This window comes from Streptomyces chartreusis NRRL 3882 (assembly GCF_900236475.1).
Lineage (GTDB): Bacteria > Actinomycetota > Actinomycetes > Streptomycetales > Streptomycetaceae > Streptomyces > Streptomyces chartreusis_D.
Genome location: NZ_LT963352.1, coordinates 7,200,120 through 7,225,979, shown reverse-complemented (window position 1 = coordinate 7,225,979; position 25,860 = coordinate 7,200,120). Strand labels below are relative to the sequence as shown.

The 25,860-nt window shown below is 71.2% G+C and carries 21 protein-coding genes; 10 read left to right on the top strand and 11 right to left on the bottom strand.

The genetic code is table 11. From position 1 onward, the window contains the following. Positions 1-27 precede the first annotated feature (27 nt). The 3 genes from SCNRRL3882_RS32715 to metH all read right to left on the bottom strand — a co-directional run bounded on the left by SCNRRL3882_RS32715 (position 28) and on the right by metH (position 6,379). Complete coding sequence (locus SCNRRL3882_RS32715; protein WP_010045373.1) at positions 28-1,632, bottom strand: ABC transporter substrate-binding protein; 1,605 nt, start codon at positions 1,630-1,632, stop codon at positions 28-30. Between the two features lie 409 nt (positions 1,633-2,041). Beyond that, positions 2,042-2,743: an HAD family hydrolase gene (locus SCNRRL3882_RS32710; protein ID WP_010045375.1), complete on the bottom strand. Its 702-nt coding sequence runs from the start codon at positions 2,741-2,743 to the stop codon at positions 2,042-2,044. Positions 2,744-2,866: 123 nt separating this feature from the next. Beyond that, positions 2,867-6,379, bottom strand: coding sequence for a methionine synthase (gene metH / locus SCNRRL3882_RS32705; protein ID WP_010045376.1), 3,513 nt, complete (start codon positions 6,377-6,379; stop codon positions 2,867-2,869). Between the two features lie 359 nt (positions 6,380-6,738). Here metH and SCNRRL3882_RS32700 point away from each other — a divergent pair, with 359 nt between their 5' ends. The 6 genes from SCNRRL3882_RS32700 (at position 6,739) to SCNRRL3882_RS32675 (ending at position 13,772) form a co-directional block, all read left to right on the top strand. Beyond that, complete coding sequence (locus tag SCNRRL3882_RS32700) at positions 6,739-7,512, top strand: IclR family transcriptional regulator (protein WP_010045377.1); 774 nt, start codon at positions 6,739-6,741, stop codon at positions 7,510-7,512. Between the two features lie 279 nt (positions 7,513-7,791). Continuing rightward, entirely contained in the window at positions 7,792-8,586 is a 795-nt protein-coding gene (locus SCNRRL3882_RS32695) for an MIP/aquaporin family protein (protein WP_010045378.1), read from the top strand. Positions 8,587-8,669: 83 nt separating this feature from the next. After that, positions 8,670-10,208, top strand: a complete 1,539-nt coding sequence (gene glpK, locus SCNRRL3882_RS32690) for a glycerol kinase GlpK (RefSeq protein ID WP_010045379.1) — start codon at positions 8,670-8,672, stop codon at positions 10,206-10,208. Positions 10,209-10,216: 8 nt separating this feature from the next. Then, positions 10,217-11,833, top strand: a complete 1,617-nt coding sequence (locus SCNRRL3882_RS32685; RefSeq protein ID WP_010045380.1) for a glycerol-3-phosphate dehydrogenase/oxidase — start codon at positions 10,217-10,219, stop codon at positions 11,831-11,833. Positions 11,834-11,959: 126 nt separating this feature from the next. Next, positions 11,960-12,631 (top strand): FadR/GntR family transcriptional regulator, encoded by a 672-nt coding sequence (locus tag SCNRRL3882_RS32680; RefSeq protein WP_010045382.1) that lies wholly within the window; start codon positions 11,960-11,962, stop codon positions 12,629-12,631. Between the two features lie 157 nt (positions 12,632-12,788). Then, positions 12,789-13,772 carry a PAC2 family protein gene (locus SCNRRL3882_RS32675; protein ID WP_010045384.1) on the top strand — a complete coding sequence of 328 codons (984 nt, stop codon included), beginning with the start codon at positions 12,789-12,791 and terminating at the stop codon, positions 13,770-13,772. A gap of 76 nt (positions 13,773-13,848) precedes the next feature. On the opposite strand, the gene mshC is transcribed toward SCNRRL3882_RS32675, so the two are convergent. The 4 genes from mshC to SCNRRL3882_RS32655 form a co-directional block, all read right to left on the bottom strand. Continuing rightward, complete coding sequence (gene mshC / locus SCNRRL3882_RS32670) at positions 13,849-15,078, bottom strand: cysteine--1-D-myo-inosityl 2-amino-2-deoxy-alpha-D-glucopyranoside ligase (protein WP_010045386.1); 1,230 nt, start codon at positions 15,076-15,078, stop codon at positions 13,849-13,851. Between the two features lie 94 nt (positions 15,079-15,172). Beyond that, on the bottom strand, positions 15,173-16,003 hold the full coding sequence (locus SCNRRL3882_RS32665) for an SCO1664 family protein (RefSeq protein ID WP_050810312.1): 831 nt from the start codon (positions 16,001-16,003) through the stop codon (positions 15,173-15,175). Continuing rightward, entirely contained in the window at positions 15,967-16,557 is a 591-nt protein-coding gene (locus tag SCNRRL3882_RS32660) for a DUF3090 domain-containing protein (protein ID WP_010045390.1), read from the bottom strand. Before SCNRRL3882_RS32660 ends, SCNRRL3882_RS32665 begins: the two co-directional genes overlap by 37 nt. A 78-nt stretch (positions 16,558-16,635) precedes the next feature. After that, complete coding sequence (locus SCNRRL3882_RS32655; protein WP_010045393.1) at positions 16,636-17,322, bottom strand: histidine phosphatase family protein; 687 nt, start codon at positions 17,320-17,322, stop codon at positions 16,636-16,638. A gap of 61 nt (positions 17,323-17,383) precedes the next feature. Here SCNRRL3882_RS32655 and corA point away from each other — a divergent pair, with 61 nt between their 5' ends. Continuing rightward, positions 17,384-18,379, top strand: coding sequence for a magnesium/cobalt transporter CorA (gene corA / locus SCNRRL3882_RS32650; RefSeq protein ID WP_010045395.1), 996 nt, complete (start codon positions 17,384-17,386; stop codon positions 18,377-18,379). Positions 18,380-18,412: 33 nt separating this feature from the next. Here the strand turns inward: corA and SCNRRL3882_RS32645 are convergent, their stop codons facing one another. Both SCNRRL3882_RS32645 and SCNRRL3882_RS32640 read right to left on the bottom strand, forming a co-directional pair. Further along, positions 18,413-19,201 carry a ferritin-like domain-containing protein gene (locus SCNRRL3882_RS32645; RefSeq protein WP_010045397.1) on the bottom strand — a complete coding sequence of 263 codons (789 nt, stop codon included), beginning with the start codon at positions 19,199-19,201 and terminating at the stop codon, positions 18,413-18,415. 285 nt (positions 19,202-19,486) lie between these two features. Then, the gene (locus tag SCNRRL3882_RS32640; protein ID WP_010045399.1) at positions 19,487-20,542 is read right to left on the bottom strand and encodes an LLM class F420-dependent oxidoreductase; all 1,056 of its coding nucleotides are present in this window, start codon (positions 20,540-20,542) and stop codon (positions 19,487-19,489) included. A gap of 167 nt (positions 20,543-20,709) precedes the next feature. Between SCNRRL3882_RS32640 and SCNRRL3882_RS32635 the strand changes: the two genes are divergently transcribed. Together SCNRRL3882_RS32635 and SCNRRL3882_RS32630 are read left to right on the top strand one after the other, a co-directional pair. After that, positions 20,710-21,696, top strand: coding sequence for an aldo/keto reductase (locus SCNRRL3882_RS32635; protein WP_010045401.1), 987 nt, complete (start codon positions 20,710-20,712; stop codon positions 21,694-21,696). Further along, complete coding sequence (locus tag SCNRRL3882_RS32630) at positions 21,693-23,873, top strand: helix-hairpin-helix domain-containing protein (RefSeq protein ID WP_010045405.1); 2,181 nt, start codon at positions 21,693-21,695, stop codon at positions 23,871-23,873. Before SCNRRL3882_RS32635 ends, SCNRRL3882_RS32630 begins: the two co-directional genes overlap by 4 nt. 61 nt (positions 23,874-23,934) lie before the next feature. Here the strand turns inward: SCNRRL3882_RS32630 and SCNRRL3882_RS32625 are convergent, their stop codons facing one another. Continuing rightward, positions 23,935-24,645, bottom strand: coding sequence for a hypothetical protein (locus tag SCNRRL3882_RS32625; protein WP_010045408.1), 711 nt, complete (start codon positions 24,643-24,645; stop codon positions 23,935-23,937). A 47-nt stretch (positions 24,646-24,692) separates the two neighbouring features. Here SCNRRL3882_RS32625 and SCNRRL3882_RS32620 point away from each other — a divergent pair, with 47 nt between their 5' ends. Next, the gene (locus SCNRRL3882_RS32620) at positions 24,693-24,881 is read left to right on the top strand and encodes a DUF5703 family protein (protein WP_010045410.1); all 189 of its coding nucleotides are present in this window, start codon (positions 24,693-24,695) and stop codon (positions 24,879-24,881) included. Between the two features lie 97 nt (positions 24,882-24,978). Here SCNRRL3882_RS32620 and SCNRRL3882_RS32615 read toward each other — a convergent pair whose 3' ends face one another. Beyond that, the gene (locus tag SCNRRL3882_RS32615; protein ID WP_010045412.1) at positions 24,979-25,848 is read right to left on the bottom strand and encodes a chaplin family protein; all 870 of its coding nucleotides are present in this window, start codon (positions 25,846-25,848) and stop codon (positions 24,979-24,981) included. Positions 25,849-25,860: the final 12 nt, after the last annotated feature.

The window sequence follows — 25,860 nt, the reverse complement described above, 5'->3', positions numbered from 1 at the left end:
CCGGCCCCCGGGGTTCCATTGGGTCCGTCAGCCACTCACGCCCCGGCCGAGCTCCCACAGCTGGAGCGTCGACGAGGAGTTGAGGGCGTACGCGGTACCCGTGATGTCGTCGCGCGCGGCGACGTACTGCTTGCCCTGCCACAGCGGCAGCACCGGCACGTCGGAGGCGACGATGTCCTGAATGTCCGTCAGGCTGGTGGAGGCGGACAGCCGGTCCGCCTCCCGGCGGGACTCCGGGATCAGGGTGTTGCGGATCCGCCTGTTGTCGTACGGCGAGCCGAGGGTGTTGTCCTTGTCCAGGAACGGCGCGAGGAAGTTGTCGGCGTCCGGGAAGTCCGGGAACCAGCCCATGCCGTAGACGTCGTACTCGCCCTTCTTCTCGGCCGGGCGGAAGGCGTCCCACGGCGTGCCCTTGATGCTGACGTCGAACAGGCCGCTGGAGTTCAGCTGGTCGCGGAGGACCTCGAACTCCTGCTTGGTGGCCGGACCGTAGTGGTCGGTCGTGTAGTGCAGCGTGAGCTTCACCGGGGTGGTGACGTTCGCCTGGTTCAGCAGGGCGCGGGCCTTGGTGACGTTCGGGTCGCCGTACCTGTTGAAGAACGAGTTGGAGTGGCCGGTGATGCTGGCGGGGACGAGCGAGTACAGCGGCTCGGCCTGGGAGCCGTAGACCTTGGAGACCAGTTCGCTGCGGTTGACGACCTGGGCCATCGCCTGGCGTACGGCCTTGGACTTCACGGTCGGGGCGTCGGTGTTGAAGCCCAGGTACCGGATCTCCAGGCCGGGCATCTCGACGAGGTCGATGTCGGTGTCCGCGTCACCGGAGAGCTTGCGGATCTGCTCCGGCGACATGGCACGGGTCATCAGGTCGATGTCGCCCTTGTTCAGGGCCTCGCCCATGGAGTCGGCGTCCTTGAAGGAGACCATCTCGACCTTGCCGTTGTTCACCTTCAGGCTCCCCTTGTAGCGGGAGTTCCGGGTGAACTCGGCCTTGACCAGCTGGCCGTTCTCGACGTCGGCTTTCATGGTGTACGGGCCGGAGCCCTGGATGTCGAAGCCGTCGCGCAGCTTGTTCTTCGGGTAGTCGTCGGGGTCGACGATGCCGGCGACCGGGGTCGACAGCTTGTACGGGAAGGTCGCGTCGGCGGTCTTGAGGTGGAAGACGACCTCGCGGTCGCCCTGCGTCTCGACGGTGTCGATGGTGGACAGCAGCGCGAACACGCCGCTGTCGGCCTTGAGGGAACGGGCGCGGTCGATGGAGTACTTGACGTCGGCCGCGGTGACGGGGTCGCCGTTCGCGAACTTCAGGCCGTCGCGCAGGGTGCAGGCGTAGCGCTCGTTGCCGGTGTCGGTGAAGCCGCACCGTTCGGCGGCCTCGGGTACCGGCTCGCCCTCACCGCGCGGCTGGATCATCAGGGTCTGCACGGTCTGGCGCAGGATGTTCCAGGTGCCGACGTCGTAGGCGTACGCCGGGTCGAGGGGCGCGGGGGCGTCCTTCGAGGCGGTGAACCGGTCCGTGGTGCCGACGACGATCGCGTCGCCGTTGTCGCTCCCGCTGTCGGACCCGCCGCAGGCGGCGAGCACCGGCGCGAGCAGGCCGATCACGGCCGGCAGCACCAAAGTCTTGCGGTTCATGCTCGAGTTTCTCCAGAGCTGTCGACTCCGTGTACCCGGCATGCAGGGGTGGCGCAGCGGATCACGGGGGTGGGGCGATGTTCTCGCAATGAGATTAGTCGCGGCCGGCAGGAGGGTTCGCAGCCACCGGAGTTGAGGGCCCATCACGCTGCGGAACCGGGCGTGGACAGACCGAAAACCCGATGGTGGAAGCTTTGGTGCAGCGTCCCACCAATCGGGACACAAAGGCACGCCGACGGCTCCCCGGAGGGGGTGCACAGCACACGTCTGCCCTGCTGTCGACCCCGGACCGCGTGGGGAACGTCACACCCGTAAACGGGTGCGAAGGTAGGGGAATTCGGTCATCCGGAGGACTTCGAATTCACCTTCGGAATTACCGCCCTAACACCGCTGCACGCTGGGTGAACACCTAGCGCATTTCCGTCATCAGGCCGTGCAGAAATGTCAGGTCGACCTCTTCGAGAGACGTGACGACCGTGCGCCTCAAGGCCGGTGCGATGGGGGCCACGGAGGGCACCGCCACGACCCGGCAGCCCGCGGCCTCGGCGGCGGCGACTCCGGTCGCGGTGTCCTCGATGACGGCGCACCGGGCGGGGTCGACGCCGAGTCCGGCGGCGGCCGCCAGGTACGGGTCGGGATGGGGCTTGGTGCGCGGCACCTCGTCACCGGCCACCGTGAGGCTGAAGTGGTGGGCGCCCAGGGAGGTCAGCACCCGGTCGATGATGCGCCGGTGCGAGGCGGAGACCAGGGCCGTGGGGATCTCGTACTCGTACAGCTCGGCCAGCAGCCGGCCGGCTCCGGGCATCAGCGGCAGGGCACGGCCGATGCGGTCCTCGAAGCCGTCGTTGAGGAGCACGGTGAGCTCGTCGAGGGTGATGTCCGCGCCGGTGGCCTCGATCAGGAACCCCGCGCTGCGGGTCATGGGGCCGCCGACCACGACATGGCGCCAGGACTCGTCGAGCATGTGGCCGAGGGAGGCGAAGACCTCGACCTCGACGTCCCACCAGAAGCCCTCCGTGTCCACCAGGGTGCCGTCCATGTCGAGCAGCACGGCTTGCAGAGCTGAACCTTCGGCCGTAAGGGTGCCGAGCGCGGGGACCGTACTGGTCATCCACGTACCTCCTTGAGGGACGTTCAGGCCGGTTCCCGGAAGGGAACCGGCCTGCGGTGGACCGACCAGTCTACGTCGTGCGCGGACGAAACGCTTCTTTTGGCCCGGGCGCCCGGGAGGGGCTCAGCGGGCGTTGAAGTACTTGGCCTCCGGGTGGTGGATCACGATGGCGTCCGTGGACTGCTCGGGGTGCAGCTGGAACTCCTCGGACAGGTGGACGCCGATGCGCTCCGGCTGGAGCAGGTCGGCGATCTTCGCGCGGTCCTCCAGGTTGGGGCAGGCGCCGTAGCCGAGGGAGAAGCGGGCGCCCCGGTACTTCAGCTCGAACATGCCCTGCATCTCGTCCGGGTCCTCGCCCGCGAAGCCGAGTTCGGAGCGCACGCGCGCGTGCCAGTACTCGGCGAGCGCCTCGGCCAGCTGCACGGACAGGCCGTGCAGTTCGAGGTAGTCGCGGTAGGCGTTGGCCTCGAAGAGCCGCGCGGTCTCCTCGCCGATGCGCGAGCCGACGGTGACGACCTGGAGGCCCACGACGTCCGTCTCGCCGGACTCCTCCGGGCGGAAGAAGTCGGCCAGGCACAGGCGCCGGCCGCGGCGCTGGCGCGGGAAGGTGAAGCGGGTGCGCTCGTTGCCCTGCTCGTCCAGGATGATCAGGTCGTCGTCCTTGGAGACGCACGGGAAGTAGCCGTAGACCACGGCCGCCTCCAGCAGGTTCTCCGTCTGGAGCTTGTCCAGCAGCCCGCGCAGCCGGGGCCGGCCCTCGCTCTCGACGAGTTCCTCGTAGGAGGGGCCCTCGCCGGTGCGGGCCTGCTTGAGGCCCCACTGGCCCTTGAACAGGGCGCCCTCGTCGAGCCAGCTCGCGTACTCCTTGAGCTGGATGCCCTTGATCACGCGGGTGCCGCGGAAAGGCGGCTCGGGGACGGGGTTGTCGGTGGCGACGTCGGAGCGGACGTGCCCCTCCTCGGGGCGCTCCTCGACGGCGGCCGGGGCGGTGGCCCGCACGCGGCGCTGCCTCAGCTCGGGCAGCTTCGCGCCCGGCACGCCCCGCTTGACGCCGATCAGGGCGTCCATCAGGCGCAGGCCCTCGAAGGCGTCGCGGGCGTAGCGGACCTCGCCCTCGTAGATCTCGTGCAGGTCCTGCTCGACGTAGGCGCGGGTGAGGGCGGCCCCGCCGAGGATGACCGGGAAGCGGGCGGCGAGGCCGCGGGTGTTCAGCTCCTCCAGGTTCTCCTTCATGATCACGGTGGACTTGACCAGGAGGCCGGACATGCCGATGACGTCGGCCTTGTGCTCCTCGGCGGCGTCCAGGATCGCGGAGACCGGCTGCTTGATGCCCAGGTTGACGACGTTGTAGCCGTTGTTGGTCAGGATGATGTCGACGAGGTTCTTGCCGATGTCATGCACGTCGCCGCGCACGGTGGCGAGCACGATGGTGCCCTTGCCGGCCTCGTCGGTCTTCTCCATGTGCGGTTCGAGGTGGGCGACGGCCGTCTTCATCACCTCGGCGGACTGCAGGACGAACGGCAGCTGCATCTGCCCGGAGCCGAACAGCTCGCCGACGACCTTCATGCCCTCCAGCAGGGTCTCGTTGACGATGTCGAGCGCGGGCCGCTCCCGCAGGGCCTCGTCCAGGTCCGCTTCGAGTCCGTTGCGCTCGCCGTCGATGATGCGCCGCTTGAGGCGCTCGTCCAGCGGCAGGGCGGCCAGTTCCTCGGCCTTGCCGGCCTTGAGGGACTTGGCGGTGGCGCCCTCGAACAGCTGCATCAGCTTCTGCAGCGGGTCGTAGCCCTCGGCGCGGCGGTCGTAGATGAGGTCCAGAGCCGTCTGGACCTCCTCCTCGCTGAAGCGGGCGATCGGAAGGATCTTCGACGCGTGCACGATCGCCGAGTCCAGGCCCGCCTTGACGCACTCGTCCAGGAAGACGGAGTTGAGCAGGATACGGGCGGCCGGGTTGAGGCCGAAGGAGATGTTGGACAGGCCGAGCGTGGTCTGCACCTTCGGGTGGCGCCGCTTCAGCTCGCGGATGCCCTCGATGGTGGCGATGCCGTCCTTGCGGGACTCCTCCTGACCGGTGCAGATGGTGAAGGTCAGGCAGTCGACGAGGATGTCCTCCTCGTGGATGCCCCAGTTGCCGGTCAGGTCGTCGATGAGCCGTTCGGCGATCTCGACCTTCTTCTCGGCGGTGCGGGCCTGGCCCTCCTCGTCGATGGTCAGCGCGATGAGGGCGGCGCCGTGCTCCTTGGCGAGCTGGGTGACCTTGGCGAAGCGGGACTCGGGGCCGGCGCCGTCCTCGTAGTTCACCGAGTTGATCACCGCCCGGCCGCCGAGCTTCTCCAGACCGGCCCGGATCACGTCGACCTCGGTGGAGTCCAGCACGATCGGCAGCGTGGAGGCGGTGGCGAAGCGGCCGGCCAGCTCCTCCATGTCGGCGACGCCGTCGCGGCCGACGTAGTCCACGCACAGGTCGAGCATGTGCGCGCCCTCGCGGATCTGCTCGCGGGCCATCTCCACGCAGTCGTCCCAGCGGCCCTCCAGCATGGCCTCGCGGAACTTCTTCGAGCCGTTGGCGTTGGTGCGCTCACCGATGGCCAGGTAGGAGGTGTCCTGCCGGAACGGCACGCTCTGGTAGAGCGAGGCGGCGCCCGGCTCGGGCTGCGGGCTGCGCTCGCTCGGGGTGACGTCCCGGACGCGCTCCACCAACTGCCGCAGGTGCTCCGGCGTGGTGCCGCAGCATCCGCCGACCAGCGACAGGCCGTAGTCCCGGACGAAGTTCTGCTGGGCGTCGGCCAGGCCCTCGGGGTCGAGCGGGAAGTGGGCGCCGTCCTTGGTGAGGATCGGCAGGCCGGCGTTCGGCATGCACAGCAGCGGGATGCGCGAGTGTCGCGTCAGATAGCGCAGGTGCTCGCTCATCTCCGCCGGGCCGGTGGAGCAGTTCAGGCCGATCATGTCGATGCCGAGGGGCTCCAGCGCGGTCAGCGCCGCGCCGATCTCGGAGCCGAGCAGCATGGTGCCCGTGGTCTCGAAGGCCATCGAGCACAGCAGGGGCACCTCGACGCCGGTGGCCTCCATGGCACGGCGGGCGCCGAGGACGGAGGCCTTCGTCTGGAGCAGGTCCTGGGTGGTCTCCACCAGCAGCGCGTCCGCGCCGCCGGCGAGCAGGCCCTCGGCGTTGGCCTGGTAGCCGTCGCGGATGGTGCCGTAGGTGACGTGGCCGAGCGTGGGCAGCTTGGTCCCCGGGCCGACCGAGCCGAGCACCCAGCGCGGCCGGCCGTCCCGGGCGGCGTACTCGTCGGCCACCTCGCGGGCGATCCGGGCACCCGCCTCGGACAGCTCGTGCACCCGGTCGGAGATCTCGTACTCCGCCGCGGCCGTGTGGTTGGCGCCGAAGGTGTTGGTCTCGACGCAGTCGACGCCGACCGCGAAGTACGCCTCGTGGACGGAACGGACGATGTCCGGCCGGGTCAGGTTGAGGATCTCGTTACAGCCTTCGAGATTCTCGAAGTCCTCGAGCGTCGGGTCCTGCGCCTGGAGCATGGTGCCCATGGCCCCGTCGGCCACGACCACACGGCTGGCCAGGGCCTCTCGGAGGGCGGACACACGGGTCCGGCTGTCGGAAGGGGTCGGTGGCAACGAGGCCATGTAAAGGGCTCCCTCGGGTGCGACGGCTGTCGGCTATGCGGCTTCCCGGACACACGGAGGGCATCCGGGGATGGGCGCACGGCGCCAGCCTAACCGGGAGCGGGCCGGGATGGGCAGGGCGTCCACGGGACGGACGCGCATGGCGTCCGGGACGGTCGTGTGTCACCTATGAGCCACTGAGGAGCCGGCTGTGACGCACCTCGGCGCGGCGCCCGTGCGGCACAGGGCGACCCGCCGGCGCAACAAATGGTGACCCGCCATTAGCGAGAGGTCGGCATCGACCGGTAGTGTTCGACATTGCCGAACGAGGGCTGCGGTGACGCCTGTCGGCGGTCGAAGGGGACGGAGGCAGTACGGCGATGGCACGGAACATCCAGTCGCTCGAACGGGCGGCCGCGATGCTGCGGCTGCTCGCGGGCGGCGAGCGGCGGCTCGGCCTGTCGGACATCGCCTCGTCGCTGGGCCTGGCCAAGGGCACCGCCCACGGCATCCTGCGCACCCTCCAGCAGGAGGGCTTCGTGGAGCAGGACGACACCTCCGGGCGCTACCAGCTCGGCGCGGAGCTGCTGCGCCTGGGCACCACCTACCTCGATGTGCACGAGCTGCGGGCGCGCGCCCTGGTGTGGACCGACGACCTGGCCCGGTCCAGCGGCGAGAGCGTGTACCTGGGCGTCCTGCACCAGCAGGGCGTGCTGATCGTGCACCACGTCTTCCGGCCCGACGACAGCCGGCAGGTCCTGGAGATCGGCGCCATGCAGCCGCTGCACTCGACGGCGCTGGGCAAGGTGCTCTCGGCCTACGACCCGGTGGCGCACAGCGAGGCCCTGGAGGCCGACCGCAAGGCGTTCACCGACCGGACCGTGTGCGAGCCGGAGGACTTCGAGCACCTCCTCGACCTCACCCGCGCGCGCGGTTACGCGGCGGACGTCGAGGAGACCTGGGAGGGCGTGGCCTCCCTCGCCGCGCCCATCCACGACCGGCGGCGCATGCCGGTCGGCGCGGTCGGCATCACGGGCGCCGTGGAGCGGCTGTGCCGGCCCGACGAGGAGGGCGCGCTGCGCCCCGAGCTGATCGCGGCGGTCCGGGACTGCGCCCGCGCGGTGTCGCGGGACCTGGGCGCCGGGCGGTTCTGAGAGGACACGGGAGGACCGGGGCGCCGCAGGGCGTTCCGGTCGTCGGCACGCCCGTGCCCACCGGCCGCCGGCGGCCCCCGCTGGAGGGCCGCGCGACCGCGACGATCAGTAACGATCGTGTTTTCGACAACACAGCCCTTGACGTGCTCGTAACGCCGAAGCAAGACTCCCGTCCATCGGTCGACATTGTCGAACAGCTACCGGCAATACGCGCTAGAGTGTGACAACGCCAGGCCGGTATAGAACTTCACCCCTGGACGAAGGACAAAGGAGTCGCGGGTGTCCAGCTCCGACATCTTCATCGGCGAGACCATCGGTACCGCCATACTCATCCTCCTCGGCGGCGGAGTCTGCGCCGCCGTCACGCTGAAGGCTTCCAAGGCCCGCAACGCCGGCTGGCTCGCCATCACCTTCGGGTGGGGCTTCGCGGTGCTCACGGCGGTCTACACGTCGGCGCCGCTGTCCGGCGCCCATCTGAACCCGGCCGTGACCCTGGCGATCGCGATCAAGGACGGCGACTGGAAGAACGTCCCGGTCTACTGGGCCGGACAGCTCCTCGGCGCCATGATCGGTGCCGCCCTGGTCTGGATCGCCTACTACGGCCAGTTCCAGGCCCACCTCACCGACCGGGAGATCGTCGGCGGTCCGGGCGCGCAGGACACCACGGCCAAGGCCGTCGAGGCCCAGGAGAAGGGCGCCGGCCCCGTGCTGGGCATCTTCTCCACCGGGCCCGAGGTCCGGGTCGCCTGGCAGAACCTCGCCACGGAGATCATCGGCACCATCGTGCTGGTGCTGGCCGTGCTCACCCAGGGCCTGAACGACAAGGGCAACGGCCTGGGCACGCTGGGCGCGCTGATCACCGCGCTCGTGGTGGTGTCCATCGGCCTCTCCCTCGGCGGCCCGACGGGTTACGCGATCAACCCGGCCCGTGACCTCGGTCCGCGTATCGTGCACGCCCTGCTGCCCCTGCCCAACAAGGGCGGCTCCGACTGGGGCTACGCCTGGGTCCCGGTGGTCGGTCCGCTGATCGGCGGCGCCATCGCGGCAGGCATCTACAACGTCGCATTCGCCTAGGAGCGATCCCCCGCGCCTTCGCGAAACTTCCAGCACGCGCCGTACGTAAAGCCCCTTAAACCCGGAATTACCAGGAGCACACAGTGACCGACGCGCACACCGCCGGCCCCTTCATCGCCGCCATCGACCAGGGCACCACCTCTTCCCGCTGCATCGTCTTCGACCGCGACGGCCGGATCGTGTCGGTCGACCAGAAGGAGCACGAGCAGATCTTCCCGAAGCCGGGCTGGGTCGAGCACAACGCCACCGAGATCTGGACCAACGTCCAGGAGGTCGTCGCCGGGGCCATCGAGAAGGCCGGCATCACCCGCGACGACATCAAGGCCATCGGCATCACCAACCAGCGCGAGACGACCGTGCTGTGGGACAAGAACACCGGTGAGCCGGTCCACAACGCCATCGTCTGGCAGGACACCCGCACCGACGCCCTCTGCCGCGAGCTCGGCCGCAACGTCGGCCAGGACCGCTTCCGCCGCGAGACGGGCCTCCCCCTCGCCTCCTACTTCGCCGGCCCGAAGGCCCGCTGGCTGCTCGACAACGTCGACGGGCTGAAGGAGCGCGCCGAGGCGGGCGACATCCTCTTCGGCACCATGGACACCTGGGTCATCTGGAACCTGACCGGCGGTGTCGACGGCGGCAAGCACGTCACGGACGTCACCAACGCCTCCCGCACGATGCTGATGAACCTGCACACCATGCAGTGGGACGACAAGATCTGCGAGTCCATCGGCGTGCCGAAGCAGGTCCTGCCCGAGATCCGCTCCTCCGCCGAGGTCTACGGCGAGATCACGGGCGGCAAGCTGGGCGACCTGCTCGGCGGCATCCCGGTCGCCTCCGCACTCGGCGACCAGCAGGCGGCCCTGTTCGGCCAGACCTGTTTCTCCGAGGGCGAGACCAAGTCGACGTACGGCACCGGCACCTTCATGGTGATGAACACCGGTGACAAGATCATCAACTCGTACAGCGGCCTGCTGACCACCGTCGGCTACAAGATCGGCGACCAGGACACGGTCTACGCCCTGGAGGGCTCGATCGCCGTCACCGGTTCGCTGGTGCAGTGGATGCGCGACCAGATGGGCCTGATCTCCACGGCCGCCGAGATCGAGACGCTCGCGCTGTCGGTGGAGGACAACGGCGGTGCCTACTTCGTGCCGGCCTTCTCCGGCCTGTTCGCCCCGTACTGGCGCTCCGACGCCCGCGGGGTGATCGCCGGCCTGACCCGGTACGTCACCAAGGCGCACCTGGCGCGTGCCGTCCTGGAGGCGACCGCCTGGCAGACGCGGGAGATCGCCGACGCCATGACCAAGGACTCCGGCGTGGAGCTGGCCGCCCTGAAGGTCGACGGCGGCATGACCTCCAACAACCTGCTGATGCAGACCCTCGCCGACTTCGTGGACGCCCCCGTGGTGCGCCCGATGGTCGCCGAGACCACCTGCCTCGGCGCCGCCTACGCCGCCGGCCTCGCCGTCGGCTTCTGGAACAGCACCGACGACCTGCGCGCCAACTGGCGCCGGGCCGCCGAGTGGACCCCCCGCATGGACGCGGAGACCCGCGCCCGTGAGTACAAGAACTGGCTCAAGGCCGTCGAGCGGACCATGGGCTGGCTCGAGGACGAGGAGTAAGAAACAGCATGACCACTCAGTCCACCCTGAAGTCCGTGCCTGCCCTGGGGACGCACCCGTCCTCCGGCTCGAACCCGAGCCGAGCCGAGACCAGGGAGCAGCTCGCCAAGGCGTCGTACGACCTTCTCGTGATCGGCGGCGGCATCCTGGGCATCTCCACCGCCTGGCACGCCGCGCAGTCCGGCCTCAGGGTGGCTCTGGTCGACGCCGGCGACTTCGCCGGTGCCACCTCCTCCGCCTCCTCCAAGCTGCTCCACGGCGGTCTGCGCTACCTGCAGACCGGCGCGGTGAAGCTGGTGGCGGAGAACCACTTCGAGCGCCGTGCGGTCTCCCGGCAGGTGGCTCCCCACCTGGCGAACCCGCTCACGTTCTACCTCCCCGTGTACAAGGGCGGGCCGCACGGCGCGGCGAAGCTCGGGGCGGGCGTCTTCGCCTACTCCGCGCTGTCGGCCTTCGGTGACGGCGTCGGGCACCTGCTCTCGCCGGCCAAGGCCGCACAGGACGTGCCCGAGCTGCGCACCGAGAACCTCAAGGCCGTGGCCGTGTACGGCGACGACCAGATGAACGACGCGCGCATGGCGCTGATGACGGTCCGCGGCGCTGTCGAGGCGGGCGCGGTCGTCCTCAACCACGCCGAGGTGACGGGCCTGCGCTTCACCCAGGGCCGGGTCACCGGCGCCGAGCTCAAGGACCGGCTGTCCGGCGACGAGTTCGGCGTCAACGCCCGGCTGGTGCTGAACGCGACCGGCCCGTGGGTCGACCACCTGCGCAAGATGGAGAACCCGAACGCGGCCCCGTCCATCCGCCTGTCGAAGGGCGCGCACCTGGTTTTGAAGCGCACCTCCCCCTGGAAGGCCGCGCTCGCCACCCCGATCGACAAGTACCGCATCACCTTCGCCCTCCCCTGGGAGGACATGCTGCTGCTCGGCACCACCGACGAGGTCTTCGAGGGCGACCCGGCGGACGTCTCGGTCACCGAGCAGGACATAACCCAGATCCTCGACGAGGCCGCCTTCTCGGTCCGCGACCAGCAGCTCAGCCGGGACCTCATCACGTACTCCTTCGCCGGCCTGCGGGTGCTGCCGGGCGGCCCCGGCGACACCGCGAAGGCCAAGCGCGAGACGGTGGTGACCGAGGGCAAGGGCGGCATGCTGTCCGTCGCGGGCGGCAAGTGGACCACGTTCCGCCACATCGGCCGGACCATCATGAAGAAGCTGGAGTCGCTGCCGGGCCACCCGCTGGGCGACGACTTCGAGCCCATCAGCTCCCTGCCGAAGAAGCTGCCGCTGCCCGGCATCGCCAACCCGCGCGCGGTCGCCCACCGGCTGCTGACCGACCGCCCGGCGCCCGGCCCGCGCATGGCGGCCGACACCGCCAGGCACCTGGCCACGCACTACGGCTCGCTCGCGTTCGACATCGCCCGCCTGGCCAACGAGAGCCCCGAGCTCGCCGAACGCGTCCACCCGGACGCCCCGGAGATCTGGGCGCAGGTCGTCTGGGCCCGGGACCACGAGTGGGCCGAGACGCAGGACGACGTGCTGCGCCGCCGCACGACGCTGACGATCCGCGGCCTGGCCACGGACGACGTCCGCGCCAAGGTCCAGGACCTGCTCGACAAGAAGTAGGCACCACCGGGGGGATCCCCTGGCCGGGAGGGGCGGTTCCACGCCGACGGAGCCGCCCCTTCCGCGTTCCCGACCCCCCATAATGACCTGATACGTCGGAGGTCTTGAGCGACAGGGAGGCCGGCCATGGCAGTCACCGACGAGGCGATCGAGAAGATCAAGGGCATGATCGTCTCCGGCGCGCTGCGGCCGGGCGACCGGCTGCCCAAGGAGAGCGAACTCGCGGCCGACCTCGGCCTGTCCCGCAACTCCCTGCGGGAGGCCGTACGCGCCCTCTCCCTCATCCGGATCCTGGACGTCCGGCAGGGCGACGGCACCTACGTCACCAGCCTCGACCCGCAACTCCTGCTGGAGGCGCTGAGCTTCGTCGTGGACTTCCACCGCGACGACACGGTCCTGGAGTTCCTGGCCGTCCGCCGCATCCTGGAGCCGGCCGCGACGGCCATGGCGGCCCTGCGGATCAGCGAACAGCAGCTCGACGCGCTCACGGCCCAGCTGGACAAGCTCGGCGACGACCCGTCCGTCGAGGACCTCGTCGCCTGCGACCTGGAGTTCCACCGGGGCATCGTGCAGAGCTCGGGCAACTCCGTGCTGTGCTCCCTGCTCGACGGGCTGTCGGGTCCCACCACCCGGGCCCGGATCTGGCGCGGCCTGACCCAGGAGGACGCGGTCGGCCGCACCCTGCGCGAGCACCGGGCGATCCTCGCGGCCCTGCGGGACCGGGACGCCGAGGCGGCGCGCTCCTGGGCGACGGTGCACATCGCGAGCGTGGAGCAGTGGCTGCGCTCCACGCTGTGACCAGGGTCTCACGGACAGCTCGGACGAATCCGGGGTGTTCAGGGGTGGTTCGCGGGGCAGTGATGGGGTCACTCCCCCTGCGAGGGGGCTGCGGGCGCCCCCTTGGCACGCCGTAAGGTTGGGGGGTACGCGAGGGCACGTCGGAAGGAGGCGCTGGGTGATCGAGCTCGAGGGGGTTCCCGAGCTGATCGACCCGGTCATGGTGGCCGCGTTCGAGGGCTGGAACGATGCCGGCGACGCCGCCTCCACCGCGGTCGCGCATCTGGACAGGGAATGGAAGGGCGAGGTCTTCGCGGCGCTGGACGCCGAGGACTACTACGACTTCCAGGTCAACCGCCCCACGGTGTTCATGGAAGCGGGCGTCCGCAAGATCACGTGGCCGACCACGCGGCTGTCGGTGGTCCGGGTCGGCGGGGACAAGCCACGCGATCTCGTCCTCGTCCGGGGTATCGAACCGTCCATGCGGTGGCGTTCGTTCTGCAACGAACTGCTCGGCTTCGCACACGAACTCGGCGTGGAACTGGTGGTCGTCCTGGGCGCCCTGCTCGGTGACACCCCGCACACCCGCCCGGTGCCGATCAGCGGGACGACGTCCGACCCGGACCTGGCCCGCCGCATGGACCTGGAGGAGACCAAGTACGAGGGGCCCACGGGCATCGTCGGCGTCCTCCAGGAGGCCTGCACGCACGCGGGCGTGCCGGCCGTCTCGCTGTGGGCGGCGGTGCCGCACTACGTGTCGCAGCCGCCGAACCCGAAGGCCACGCTGGCTCTCCTGAACCGGCTGGAGGACCTGATCGACGTGCGCATCCCGCTGGGCGAGCTGCCCGAGGACGCGCGCGCCTGGCAGGTCGGCGTGGACCAGCTGGCCGCCGAGGACAGCGAGGTCGCCGAGTACGTCCAGTCGCTGGAGGAGGCCCGGGACACCGCCGAGCTGCCGGAGGCGTCCGGCGAGGCGATCGCCCGCGAGTTCGAGCGCTATCTGCGGCGCCGGGACGGCGGCGGACCGACCGCCTCCGGCGGGCACGCCACGGCGGACGGCAGCGACAGCACGTCGTACCTGCGGGACAACCCCGGCGGCCGTACGCGCCCGCCGAAGCCGCCCAAGCCGGGTACGGACGACGAGGAGTCGTCGGAGGACTGAGCGGGGCCGAGCACGGCAGAAGGACAGCAGAAGGGGCGCCTCCCGGCCGGGAGGCGCCCCTTCGCGTGCCGTGGGGCTACAGCGCCACGCCCAGCAGCGCGTCCACCGCCCGGGAGACCACCCCGGGGGCGCCCTCGTCGGTGCCGCCGCTCTGCTCCTGGAGCGCGGCCCAGCGGTCGACCGCGGTGAGCGCGGCCGGGGCGTCCAGGTCGTTCGCGAGGGCCTCGCGGATCTCCTCCACGAGCGCCTGAGCCGGCGGCCCGTCGGGCCGGGAGACGGCGGCCCGCCAGCGGCCGAGCCGTGCGACGGCGTCCCGGAGGACCTGGTCGGTCCACTCCCAGTCGGCGCGGTAGTGGTGGGCGAGCAGCGCCAGCCGGATGGCGGCCGGGTCGACGCCGTCGCGCCGGAGCGTGGAGACGAAGACCAGGTTGCCCTTGGACTTGGACATCTTCTCGCCGTCGAGGGCGACCATGCCGGCGTGTACGTACGCCTTGGCCATGGGGAACTCGCCGGTGAGGGCCTGGGCGTGCGAGGCGCCCATCTCGTGGTGCGGGAAGGCCAGGTCGGAGCCTCCGCCCTGGATGTCGAAGCCCATGCCGAGGTGGTCGAGGGCGATGGCCACGCACTCGATGTGCCAGCCGGGCCGTCCGCGTCCGAGCGATCCGCCGTCCCAGCTCGGCTCGCCCTCCCGGGCCGCCATCCACAGCATCGGGTCGAGCGGGTTCTTCTTGCCCGGCCGCTCCGGGTCACCGCCGCGCTCGGCGGACAGCAGCCGCATCGCCGCGGCGTCCAGCCCGGACACCTTGCCGAAGTGCGGGTCGGCTTCGACGGAGAAGTAGACGTCGCCGTCGAGTTCGTAGGCCGCGCCCATGTCGCGCAGCCGCTCGACGAGCGGGACGATCCCGGGTATCGCCTCGACGGCACCTATGTACTGTCGCGGCGGCAGCATCCGCAGCGCCGTCATGTCCTCGCGGAAGAGGGCCGTCTCCCGCTCGGCGAGCGCGGCCCAGTCGAGGCCGTCGCGCTGGGCGCGTTCCAGGAGCGGGTCGTCGACGTCGGTGACGTTCTGGACGTAGTGAACCTGCCGCTTGGTGTCGAGCCACACGCGCTGCACGAGGTCGAACGCGTTGTAGGTCGCCGCGTGTCCTATGTGCGTGGCGTCGTACGGGGTGATGCCACAGACATAGATACGGGCGACGGGACCGGGGTCGAGGGTGACGAGGCCGCCGGTCGCGGTGTCGTGGATCCTCAGGTCGCGGCCCTGACCAGGCAGGGCGGGGACCTCGGAAGCGGGCCAGGCATGCATGCCATGAGCCTAACCGGACTGAAGTTCCATATACGAATGGGAGCGGGCCGGACGACCGAGAAGGCACTCTTGCGGGAGCTCGGCGTATGTGCTGCTACACGGGTGGCCAGGGGATCGCCGGCCATTCCCCGCTCGGCTCGGGATGCTTCCCCGAGGCGAGCAGGGCGCCGACCCGCGCGCGTGTGGCGTCGATCTCCGCGCCGGTGATCAGCGGCTGCAGCCGGGCGGTGAGGGGACCGCCGTCCGCCAGGGCCTTCCTGAGGCCCTCGAGGACGTCGACGGCCTCCCGGGTGAGGGGCTCCCCCGCCCACCCCCACAGCAGGGTCCGCAACTTGTTCTCGACGTTGAAGGTGACCCCGTGGTCGATCCCGTACAGCCGCCCCTCGCCGGTCGGCAGCAGGTGCCCGCCCTTGCGGTCGGCGTTGTTGAGCACGGCGTCCAGCACCGCGAGCCGCCGCAGCCGCTCGTCGTCGGCGTGCACGAGGAGCGCGGTGCGGCCCTCGCCGACCTCGGCGAAGCCGATGGCCTTCCAGCCCGGCTCCGGTTCCTCCCCGTCGACCAGGGCGAGCAGCTCCGCCTCCGGCGCCGCCTCCACCCACAGCTGGCACATGCCCTCGCCGTAGGGGCCGTCCCGCAGCACGGTGGGCGGGACGAGGCCCCAGCCGGTCGCCTCGGAGACCTCGTACGCGGCGACCTCGCGCTGGGCCAGCGTCCCGTCGGGGAAGTCCCACAGGGGCCGCTCCCCGGCGACCGGCTTGTAGATGCACGCCGCGTCCCGGCCGTCGTGGGACACCGTGCAGTACAGGGCCGCGTTGGACGCCTCACGGATGCGTCCGCGCACGGTGAGTTCGCCCCGGGCGAGCAGGTCGGCGGCGTCCGGAGGAGGTGTCACGCTCCGCGGCGGTATCCGTTCTGGCGCGGACATACGTGTCCTTCCGGGTCGAGCGGGAGGCTGCACAGCGGGCACGGCGGCCGCCCGGCGTTGACGATGTCGAGGGCGCGTTTGGCGAAGGCCCTCGCCTGCGCGCCGGTGAGCCGGACCCGCAGCATCGGGGGCCCGTTCTCCTCGTCCTGGAGCAGCCGCTCCTCGGCCTCGGCGAGGTCCTCCTCGGAGTCGGCGTCGAGCTCCACGAGCGCCTGCGCCTCGACGATCATCAGCTGCTCGTCGCCGTCCCAGGCGAGCGCCATCGTGCCGACGCGGAACTCCTCCTCGATGGGAGTGTCCAGCGGGGCGGTGTCGGTGATGTCCGACGGTGCGACGGCAGGGACGGAGGCGCTGCCTCCGCTACGGCGTACGACCTCGTCGAGCAGTTCGTCCATGCGCTCGGCGAGCGCGGCGACCTGGGTCTTCTCCAGGGCCACGCTGGTCACCCGGGAGCCGGCGGAGGCCTGGAGGAAGAACGAACGGCGCCCGGGCAGTCCGACCGTACCGGCCACGAAACGCTCCGGATGGTCGTAGAGGAACACCTGACGGGACACGTCCTGTCTCCATTGGAATCGTGGGAACCGTGTGACTACGGCACTGCTGCGACCGCTTCACCCTACTGCGGCCGACGATCACGGTGCGCCCGCACCACCCCCGACGGGGGCCTCGTCGCCCGGCGGTTCCTCACGCGGCACCAGGGACGTGAAGTCGCCGGTGTCGCCGAGGCGGACGAGAAACGGGCGCAGTCGGGTGTAGCGGATCGCGGTGATGGAACACGGTTCAACGGAAATCCGCTGGAAGAGGTCCAGATGAAGTCCGAGCGCGTCCGCGACGAGCGACTTGATGATGTCGCCGTGCGAGCACATGAGGTAGACGGCGTCGGCTCCGTGGTCGCGCTCCACGCGCGCGTTCCACTCGCGTACGGCCTCGGCGGCACGGGTCTGCATGGCCCGCATCGACTCCCCGCCGGGGAACGCCGCAGCGGACGGGTGCGCCTGCACGACCTCCATCAGGGGCTCGTCCTTGAGCTCGTCGAGCTTGCGCCCCGACCAGTCGCCGTAGTGGCACTCGCCGATGCGCTCGTCGGTGTGCGGGCTGAGGTCCGGCCGGGCCCGGAGCAGGGGCCGGATCGTCTCCTGGCAGCGCTGGAGCGGGCTGGTGACGATCTCGGCGAGGGGCAGTTCGGCGAGCCGCCCGGGCAGCGCGGCGGCCTGCGCGGCGCCGCGTTCGTCGAGCGCGACACCCGGCGTCCAGCCGGCGAGCAGTCCCTCGGTGTTGGCGGTGGAACGTCCGTGCCGGACCAGGATCAACGTGGGCATGCGGTCCAGCGTAGGCGCACGCGCGCGTACGGTGTCGTTCGAATGACGGGAGACTCGCTTCGTGATCGTCGACTGTGCCATCTACCGCGAGGGACACCGGTCGGAAGGGCCGGAGGACTTCTCCGACGCCCTGGGTGAGGCCCGTGCGGCGGGGGGTTTCGTGTGGATCGGGCTGCATGAGCCGACGGAGCGCGAATTCGATCTCGTGACGCAGGAGTTCGGGCTGCATCCACTGGCCGTCGAGGACGCCCTCAAGGCCCACCAGCGGCCCAAGCTGGAGGTGTACGACGACTCGCTCTTCGTGGTGCTCAAGCCCGTGGCGTACGAGCCGCAGAGCGACACCGTCTCCACCGGCGAGATCATGATCTTCCTGGGCGACTCGTTCGTCGTGACCGTCCGGCACGGCGAGGGCGCCCCCCTGAAGGCCGTACGGCACCGGCTGGAGCAGGAGCCGGAGCTGCTGGGCAACGGCCCCACCTCCGTGCTGTACGCGGTCGCCGACGCCGCCGTCGACCACTACCTGGACGTCGCGACCGAGTTGCAGGCCGACCTGGAGGGGCTGGAAGCGGAGGTCTTCTCCCCGGACGACGGGGGCTCGCGGCACACCGCGTCCCGGATCTACAACTTCAAACGGCAGGTCCTGGAGTTCCGCCGGGCGACCGGGCCGCTGGCCCTGCCGATGAGCCGGCTGGCGGGCACGGCGCCGTCCGGCGTGACGGTGCCGTTCGTGGACGACCGGGCCCGGCCGTTCCTCCGCGACGTCAGCGATCACCTGACGCGCGTGAACGAGTCCGTGGAGAACCTGGACCGGCTGGTGTCGGACATCCTCTCCGCGCATCTGGCGCAGATGAGCGTCCGGCAGAACGACGACATGCGGAAGATCTCCGCGTGGGCGGCCATGGCCGCGATCCCCACGATGGTCGCGGGGATCTACGGCATGAACTTCGAGCACATGCCCGAGCTGCACTGGGAGTGGTCCTATCCGGCGCTGATCGCGGTGATGGCCGTTCTCGAGGTGCTGGTGTTCCGGCTGTTCAAGCGCCGGGGCTGGTTGTAGAGCGGGCCGGGGCCGGTGGTGGAGCGGGCGGGCTCAGGCGAACTCGGGTGCCGCGGAGGCGGGCCCGCCGAGGGCGTCGCGGCGCTCGGGCATCTTCAGCGACACCATCCGGCGCCAGCCGCCCAGCCGTTCGTACGCGTACATCGCGTGGATGCCCGCCGCGAGCACCGCCGACTTCGCCCTGGACCAGCCGAGGATGCGGCCCATGTTCGCCATGACGGCGAGGCTGACGTCCCGGTAGATCCGGATCTCGGCGAGCGCGCACGCGCGCAGGGTCCGCTGGATGGCCCGGCCGTGGCCCGCGTAGGCGAAACGCAGCAGTTCCTCGTGGCAGTAGGCGAGGTGGTTGTCCTCGTCGTTGGAGATCTGCCTGACCGCGCGGCCGATGTCCGGGTCGTCGGCGAAGTGCTTGCGGAGCAGTTCCATCTGCTCGGAGGCGCGCTGTTCGGTGACCCTGCTGTGCGAGAGGTAGGTGACGATGTCCTGGACCGTGAGCGGCTCGTCGCGCCTCAGCTGCTCGTGCGCGAGGCCGATGCCGTTCTTCTCCAGGAGCATGGTGTAGTCGGTCTCGGGCGGGACCGGGACGGGGTCGAGGCCGCGCTTCTTCATCAGGGCGTTGAAGATCCGGCCGTGCTTGTCCTCGTCGGCGCCGTGCCGGGTGATCTTGGGCGCGAGTCCTCGCTCGCTGTCGGGGACGAGCGCGGCGATACGGGCGTTCTCCCAGCCGCCCTGGGACTCGCCGCTCGCGGCGATGGAGCAGAACAGGGCGAAGGACTCGTCGTTGGCGAGGATCTCCTGGAACACACTCTTGGCCGAAAGCATCGTGAGCACCTCTCCCGCGCACGTGCGCGTGCTGCGTGATTCCGCAGGTTCGTCGCAAAGAACGAGTCAAGTGCGGGACCGCAGGCGCTGCAACAGGTACGTCGGACAACTCCGCCGAACGGAGGACACGGGAGACCGGCACGACTACGGGCCGGCCCGCCCGCGGCGGGGAGATCCCGGCGTAACCGCGGGAGGCGCGGGGCGTTGTTCTGCGTGACGGCCGTGGCGGGGAAGACCCCCGAGCCCCCACCACGGCCGCAGACAACTCCGACGCGTTCCGCCGTGTCAGGCGAGCCCGGCGCGCTCCAGGGCCTCGGTGCCGGCGCGGAGGGACGCGAGCCGCTCGTCGAGGGTGAAGCCCGCCGGGGCGAGGCTCAGGGTGGTGACGCCGGCCGCCGCGTAGGCCTTCATCCGGTCCGCGATCCGGTCGACGGACCCCAGCAGCGTGGTCTTGTCGATCAGCTCGTGCGGAACGGCGGCCGCGGCGCCCTGCTTGTCGCCGGACAGGTACTTGCCCTGGATCTCGGCGGCCTCCTTCTCGTAGCCCATGCGCTGGGCGAGCTGGTTGTAGAAGTTCTGCTTGGGGCTGCCCATGCCCCCGACGTACAGCGCCGTGTAGGGGCGGAAGGTGTCGGCGAGCGCGGCGACGTCCTTGTCGTCGCCGACGGCGAGCGGGAGGGTCGGGCAGACGTCGAAGCCGTCGAGCGTCTCGCCGGCCTTCTCGCGGCCGGCGCGCAGGTACTTGATCGTCGTCTCCTCCAGGTGGTCGGCGGAGGGGAAGATCAGCAGGGCGCCGTCGGCGATCTCGCCGGTCTGCTCCAGGTTCTTGGGGCCGATCGCGGCGATGTACAGCGGGATGTGCTCGCGCTGCGGGTGCACGGTGAGCTTGATGGGCTTGCCCGGGCCGCCGGGCAGGGGCAGCGTCCAGTGCTCGCCCTCGTAGGACAGGCGCTCGCGCGTCATGGCCTTGCGGACGATCTCGACGTATTCACGCGTGCGTGCCAGCGGCTTGTCGAACTTGACGCCGTACCAGCCTTCGGAGACCTGCGGGCCGGAGACGCCGAGGCCGAGGCGGAAGCGACCGCCGGAGAGGGAGTCGAGGGTGGCCGCCGTCATGGCGGTCATCGCGGGCTGGCGGGCCGGGATCTGGAAGATGGCCGAGCCGACGTCGATCCGTTCGGTCTGGGCGGCGACCCAGGTCAGTACGGTGGCGGCGTCGGACCCGTAGGCCTCGGCGGCCCAGCAGACGGCGTATCCGAGCCGGTCGGCCTCCTGGGCGACGGCCAGATTGTCCGCGTCCATTCCGGCACCCCAGTAGCCGAGGTTGATACCGAGCTGCATGCCGCATCCCCTTACCGATCAGTAACGTGCACGTGGGGAGACCTTAGCGCGCGGCTCGGCGCGGGCCCAGCGGCGGGCAGTGGTGCGGACAACTCGTGGCCAGGACCGGGAAATCGGCTGTCCACAGCCCACCACAGGGAAGGTTCTGGCCAGTAATCTCGGCGTTCATGGAGCAGAGGCATCTCGGCCGCACCGGCCTGCGTGTGTCCCGGATCGGGCTCGGCACCCTGACCTGGGGACGGGACACCGACGAGCACGACGCCGCGGACCTGATGAAGACGTTCTGGGAAGCGGGCGGGACCCTCGTCGACACCGCGGACGTCTACGGCGACGGAGAGGCCGAGTACCTGCTCGGCCGGCTCATGGACGGCCTGGTGGCCCGCCGGGACCTGGTCATCTCGACCAAGGCCGGCAGCGTGCCGGATCCCGACCGCCGCTTCGACACCTCCCGCGGCCACCTGCTCTCCGCGCTGGACGCCTCGCTCTCCCGGCTCGGCACCGACTACGTCGACCTGTGGCACGTGCACGCCTTCGACCCGGACACCCCGCTGGAGGAGACCCTCCAGGCCCTCGATCTCGCGGTCGCCAGCGGCCGGGCCCGCTACGCCGCCGTCTCCAACTTCTGCGGCTGGCAGCTGGCCAAGGCCGCGACCTGGCAACTGGCGGCCCCCGGCACGCGGACCCGGCTGGCGGCCACGCAGCTGGAGTACTCGCTGCTCCAGCGGGGCGTCGAGCGCGAGGTGCTGCCGGCCGCGCTGGACCTGGGCATCGGGCTGCTGCCCTCCTCGCCCCTGGGGCGCGGGGTGCTGACGGGCAAGTACCGGGGCGACACGACGCCGCCGGACTCGCGCGGTGCCTCGGAGCACCTCGCGCCGTTCGTCGCGCCGTATCTGGACGACACGGCGGGACGCATCGTGGACGCCGTCACGACCGCGGCCGACGGTCTCGCGGTGACGCCGCTCCAGGTGGCCCTGGCCTGGGTCCGCGACCGCCCGGGGGTGGCCGCGCCCATCGTCGGCGCGCGCAACGCGCAGCAGCTCACGGCGGCATTGTCAGTGGAGACCCTTAGTCTTCCTGACGAGATCTGCCGGGCGCTCGACGACGTGTCGGCGCCTGTGCACCGCTATCCCGATCACGACTGGAGCACGCTGTGAGCACGGAGCCGGAGACCACGGAGGACGCCGAGCCGGGGACGCCGACCGGTGGTGCGGAGACCGAGGGGGTCGAGGGGACCGAGGGGGCAGCAGCCGGTTCCGGTGAGGTGTCCGAAGCCGGGGGAACCGACGGGGACACAGCTGATGCCGGTGACGTGTCCGAGGCCGAGGCCGAGCTGCGGGCCCAGCGCGCGGAGCGGGAGCGTATCGAGCAGCGGAAGGCCGGGAAGAAGGCGCCGATCGAGGCCGGCACCAAGCTGAGCGGCAAGGCCGCCGATCTGCTCGCGGCCGTCCGGGCCGTGGAGAGCGGCGAGAAGCCGGTCGCCACGGTGTTCGCAGAGCCCGAGCCCGCCCCCCGCCGCTCCGCCCCGGAGCCCGTACGACGGCCGCAATCGGTGGCGGCCGAGGCCGTCGCCGCGCCCGCGGCTCCCCAGCCTGCGACGGTGCGGGCCGTACGGCAGGTGCTCGGCGAGGGCGGTGCCCCCGAGGTCCTCGCCCCGCAGGTGGCGGCGGCACTCGGCGAGGGCGCGGACGAGCTGCTGCGGGCTGATCCCTGGCAGTTGCTGCGGGTCGCCGGCGTGCGGCCCGAGCAGGCCGACGGGTTCGCCCGCGCCCTGCTCGGCGCCGAGTGCGGCCCGGACGACGGGCGAAGGGGCCGGGCCGTCACCGGCTGGCTCCTGGAGCAGGCCGCGCTGGCCGGGCACACCGCCCTGGAGATGCCGGCGCTCCTCGCGGCCCTGGCCCAACGGGGCGTGCCGGACCCGGACGGTGCCGTGCAGGACGCGATCGCGGAGGGTGAGGCGCTGGTCTTCCAAGACGCCCTGGAGGAGACCGGCGGCGCGCCGGCCCGGACCGAGGAGGAGGGCGCGGAGGAGGACGAGGAGCGTCCGGTCCGGGTCCTGGTCGGGCTCGAACGCTACGCGCTCGCGGAGGAGAGCCTGGCCGACGGTCTGGCCCGGCTGGTGAACTCGGTGCCCAAGCAGGACGGTTCGGCCGAGGACTGGGAGCGGGTCGCCGCCGCGGCCCGGGGTTCGACGGCTGAGCTGCTCCGCGCGGTCGCCACGCACGGCCTGGTCCTGCACACCGGCGGCGAGTCCTCCCTGACCGAGCCCGCGGCACTGCTGGCCGCCGCGCACACCCTCGGCCTGCGCGCCTGGGCCGCCACCCACGGCCCGATCGGCCGCACCCGCTTCGCGGCCCTGCTGCGCCGGCCCCCCGGTGCCCCCTCCCCCGTGGCCACCGTGGCCGGTCTGCTCTCCGGTGCCGAAGGACCGGGCCGGGATGCCGACGGGACGCTGGACCTCGATCTGCTCGTCGTGCTCGACGCGCCGCAGCTGGATGTCGAGACGGCCGCGCTGCTGACGGAGTCGCTGCCGGACGGGGCGCGGCTGGTGCTCGCCGGGGATCCGGCGGTGCTGTGGTCCGTGGGTCCGGGACGGGTGTTCGCGGATCTGCTCGCGGCGCGGATCTGCCCGCAGGTCGCCTCGCGGCAGCCGGATCCCGGGCCGCTGGGCGAGCTGGTCTCCGGTATCGGCATCGGCGAGCTGAACCAGGTCGAGGCCCCCGGCAAGGAGGTCGTGATCGTGCCGGTGCGGGACGCGGGCGAGGCCGTGCACCGGACGGTGCAGCTCGTCGTGGACTCGGTGCCGCGGGCGATCGGCGTACCGGCCGAACAGACGCAGGTGATCACACCGGGGCACGGCGGTGCCGTCGGCACGCGGGTGCTCAACGCGGCGTTGAAGGAGCGGCTCAATCCGGGCCCGGGCCGCTTCGGCGGCTTCGATCCCGGTGACCGGATCGTCTACTCGCCCGTGCCGGGCCGTGCGCTGCCGGGCCGCGTGGTCACGGCGGATGCCGAGGGGCTGCACCTGTCGTGCGAGGGCGAGGACCTGGTCGTACCGAAGGAGCGGGTGGAGCAGTCCGTGCGGCACGGCTGGGCGCTCACCGCTCACCAGGCGGTGGGGAGCCGGTGGCCCGCGGTGGTCGTGGTGCTGCCCGGCGATGCCGCTCAGGCCCTCAGCCGGCCGTGGGTGTACACGGCGTTCGGGCGGGCCGACCGCCATCTGTCCGTCGTGCACGGGGTGGAACAGGCGTTGCCGAGGGCCGTGGCGGAGGTGCCGGCGAAGCCCCGGACGACCCGGCTTCCGGTGCTGCTCGCCCCGCAGATCAGCAGCTGACGACGGCGGTGGTCACGGGCAGGATCCGTGACCACCGCCGTCGGGTGGCTGATGTGTGCGCTCAGCGGCGGTCCGCGTCGAGCGGCTCCAGGTCCTCGTCCTCGTCCAGGTCGGTGTCGAGGTCGTCCTCCAGCTCCTCCGCCTCGTCGTCATCGTCGTCGACGTCGTCGATCTCGTCGTCGAACACGGCGCTGACGTCGAAGCGGCAGACGACACTCTGCGGATCGACCTGCTCGAACGGTGCCTCCAGCCACTCGCCGGGGTCGGCCGGTTCCTCCGCCGCCGTCACCCAGAGCGTGGAGTCGCCCTCCTCCAGTCCGAACTCCTTGTGCCGGGAGGCGATCTCGTCGGGTTCGAACTCGCCGAAGAGGAGGCCGAGCGCACCGTGGATCGTCCCGGAGGCGGCCGGGCCGTCCTCGCCCTCCGCGGCCTCGATCCGCTGCGCATGCGCGAGCAGCCGCTGCGGCTCCGCGACCGCGTAGTCGCGGCGGATCAGTACGCTCAGCGCGTTCGGTTCCTCGGGCCCGGTGTACGGGGGCAGCGCGTCCTCCGTACCGGGGATCTCGAAGGGTGTGACCTCGTCGTAACGGTCGTAGAGCAGTTCGTCGTACACCTCTGCGGCCGCGGCCAGCTGGTTGAACGCCTCGTAGACGGCCGGGTCGTCCTCCCCCGACCTGCGTTCGACCGCGGCCAGGTGGCGGTCGAGCGCGGTCTTGACCGCCTCGGCGGCGGCGCGTACCTCGGCAGCGGTGGGCTGCGCAGCATCAGACATAGTGCAGACGCTATCCGTACCAGGCCCCAGCCCGCACAATAGATGCGATGCCGGAATACGAATTTGTCGACGTGTACGTGCCTCGCGGGGTCTCCCGCAAGGAAACGGCGCGTCTGCTGACGGACCATGCCGAGTACGGACACTGGGAGTTGCACCGTCTGAGCCTGCTGCGCGACGGCAGCCGCAAGGTGCGGTTGCGCCGGCGGATCATCCGTCAGGTGCGGGCCACGTGGTGAGCTGAGACGGGCACGGGGAGAAGGCACACACGGGAGCGGGCCCCGCATCGGCGGGGCCCGCTCCGTTTTCCGCAGGTGTCAGGCGTTTCCGGGGCTGTCAGGCCGAGGTGCGCGCCTTGCGGTAGAGGATCGAGCCCGCGAGCAGCGCGCCCGCCCCGGCCGGCAGAGCGAGGCCGAGCGGCAGGTCGCTGCCGGTGCTGGCGAGCTGGGAGTCGCCCTTGGGCTGGGTGACGAACTGGCCGCCCGGCTCGTTGCCGCGCGAGGAGCCGCCCGGCGTCTCGCCGTCCGCGCCGGGCGGGGTGCCGGGGTCGCCCGGCTTTCCGGGGGTGCCGGGGTCACCGGGCTCGCCGGGCTTTCCGGGATCGCCCGGGTCACCGGGCTTGCCCGGGTTCCCTGGGTCGCCCGGGTTGCCCGGGTTTCCGGGGTCGCCCGGGTTTCCGGGGTCGCCCGGGTGACCGGGGTCGCCCGGCTGGCCCGGGTTCTCGTGGCCGCCGCCGGGCGGGGTGTGGTGTCCGCCGGAGCCGCCGTTCGCGCAGTCGTTGCCCGTGCTGGAGTTGCCGACGCCGATGACGTCGACGCTGTTGCCGCAGACGTTCACCGGCACGTGGATCGGCGCCTGGACGTGGTTGCCCGAGCCGACGCCGGGCGAGTCACTGGCATGGCCGCCGGCGTGCGAGCCGCCGTGGCCACCCGAATCGCCGTGTCCCCCCGACGACGATCCACCGCCCTGGTTGGCGCACGAGTTGCCCACCGACGGGTTGAGGACGCCGATCACGTTGACCGTGTTCCCGCACACATTGACCGGCGCGTGCACCGGCGCCTGCACCGTGTTCCCGGACAGCACGCCGGGCGAGCCCGAGCTGGAACCCTGTGCGCCCGCGGCGGCGTGCGCGGAGCCGCCCGCGGCGGCGATCACGCCGGTCGCGGCCGCCACGGTCATCAGACCCTTGCGGGTAGCCTGTCGCATTGCTGAATACCT

What these genes read in the sequence shown, in the direction of transcription:
- metH (WP_010045376.1), bottom strand. Translation starts at nt 6,379, where the DNA reads ATGGCCTCGTTGCCACCGACCCCTTCCGACAGCCGGACCCGTGTGTCC.
- SCNRRL3882_RS32715 (WP_010045373.1), bottom strand. Translation starts at nt 1,632, where the DNA reads ATGAACCGCAAGACTTTGGTGCTGCCGGCCGTGATCGGCCTGCTCGCG.
- SCNRRL3882_RS32710 (WP_010045375.1), bottom strand. Translation starts at nt 2,743, where the DNA reads ATGACCAGTACGGTCCCCGCGCTCGGCACCCTTACGGCCGAAGGTTCA.
- SCNRRL3882_RS32665 (WP_050810312.1), bottom strand. Translation starts at nt 16,003, where the DNA reads ATGTCCGCGCCAGAACGGATACCGCCGCGGAGCGTGACACCTCCTCCG.
- SCNRRL3882_RS32635 (WP_010045401.1), top strand. Translation starts at nt 20,710, where the DNA reads ATGGAGCAGAGGCATCTCGGCCGCACCGGCCTGCGTGTGTCCCGGATC.
- SCNRRL3882_RS32645 (WP_010045397.1), bottom strand. Translation starts at nt 19,201, where the DNA reads ATGCTTTCGGCCAAGAGTGTGTTCCAGGAGATCCTCGCCAACGACGAG.
- SCNRRL3882_RS32625 (WP_010045408.1), bottom strand. Translation starts at nt 24,645, where the DNA reads ATGTCTGATGCTGCGCAGCCCACCGCTGCCGAGGTACGCGCCGCCGCC.
- SCNRRL3882_RS32615 (WP_010045412.1), bottom strand. Translation starts at nt 25,848, where the DNA reads ATGCGACAGGCTACCCGCAAGGGTCTGATGACCGTGGCGGCCGCGACC.
- SCNRRL3882_RS32640 (WP_010045399.1), bottom strand. Translation starts at nt 20,542, where the DNA reads ATGCAGCTCGGTATCAACCTCGGCTACTGGGGTGCCGGAATGGACGCG.
- SCNRRL3882_RS32700 (WP_010045377.1), top strand. Translation starts at nt 6,739, where the DNA reads ATGGCACGGAACATCCAGTCGCTCGAACGGGCGGCCGCGATGCTGCGG.
- SCNRRL3882_RS32685 (WP_010045380.1), top strand. Translation starts at nt 10,217, where the DNA reads ATGACCACTCAGTCCACCCTGAAGTCCGTGCCTGCCCTGGGGACGCAC.
- SCNRRL3882_RS32680 (WP_010045382.1), top strand. Translation starts at nt 11,960, where the DNA reads ATGGCAGTCACCGACGAGGCGATCGAGAAGATCAAGGGCATGATCGTC.
- SCNRRL3882_RS32655 (WP_010045393.1), bottom strand. Translation starts at nt 17,322, where the DNA reads ATGCCCACGTTGATCCTGGTCCGGCACGGACGTTCCACCGCCAACACC.
- mshC (WP_010045386.1), bottom strand. Translation starts at nt 15,078, where the DNA reads ATGCATGCCTGGCCCGCTTCCGAGGTCCCCGCCCTGCCTGGTCAGGGC.
- SCNRRL3882_RS32620 (WP_010045410.1), top strand. Translation starts at nt 24,693, where the DNA reads ATGCCGGAATACGAATTTGTCGACGTGTACGTGCCTCGCGGGGTCTCC.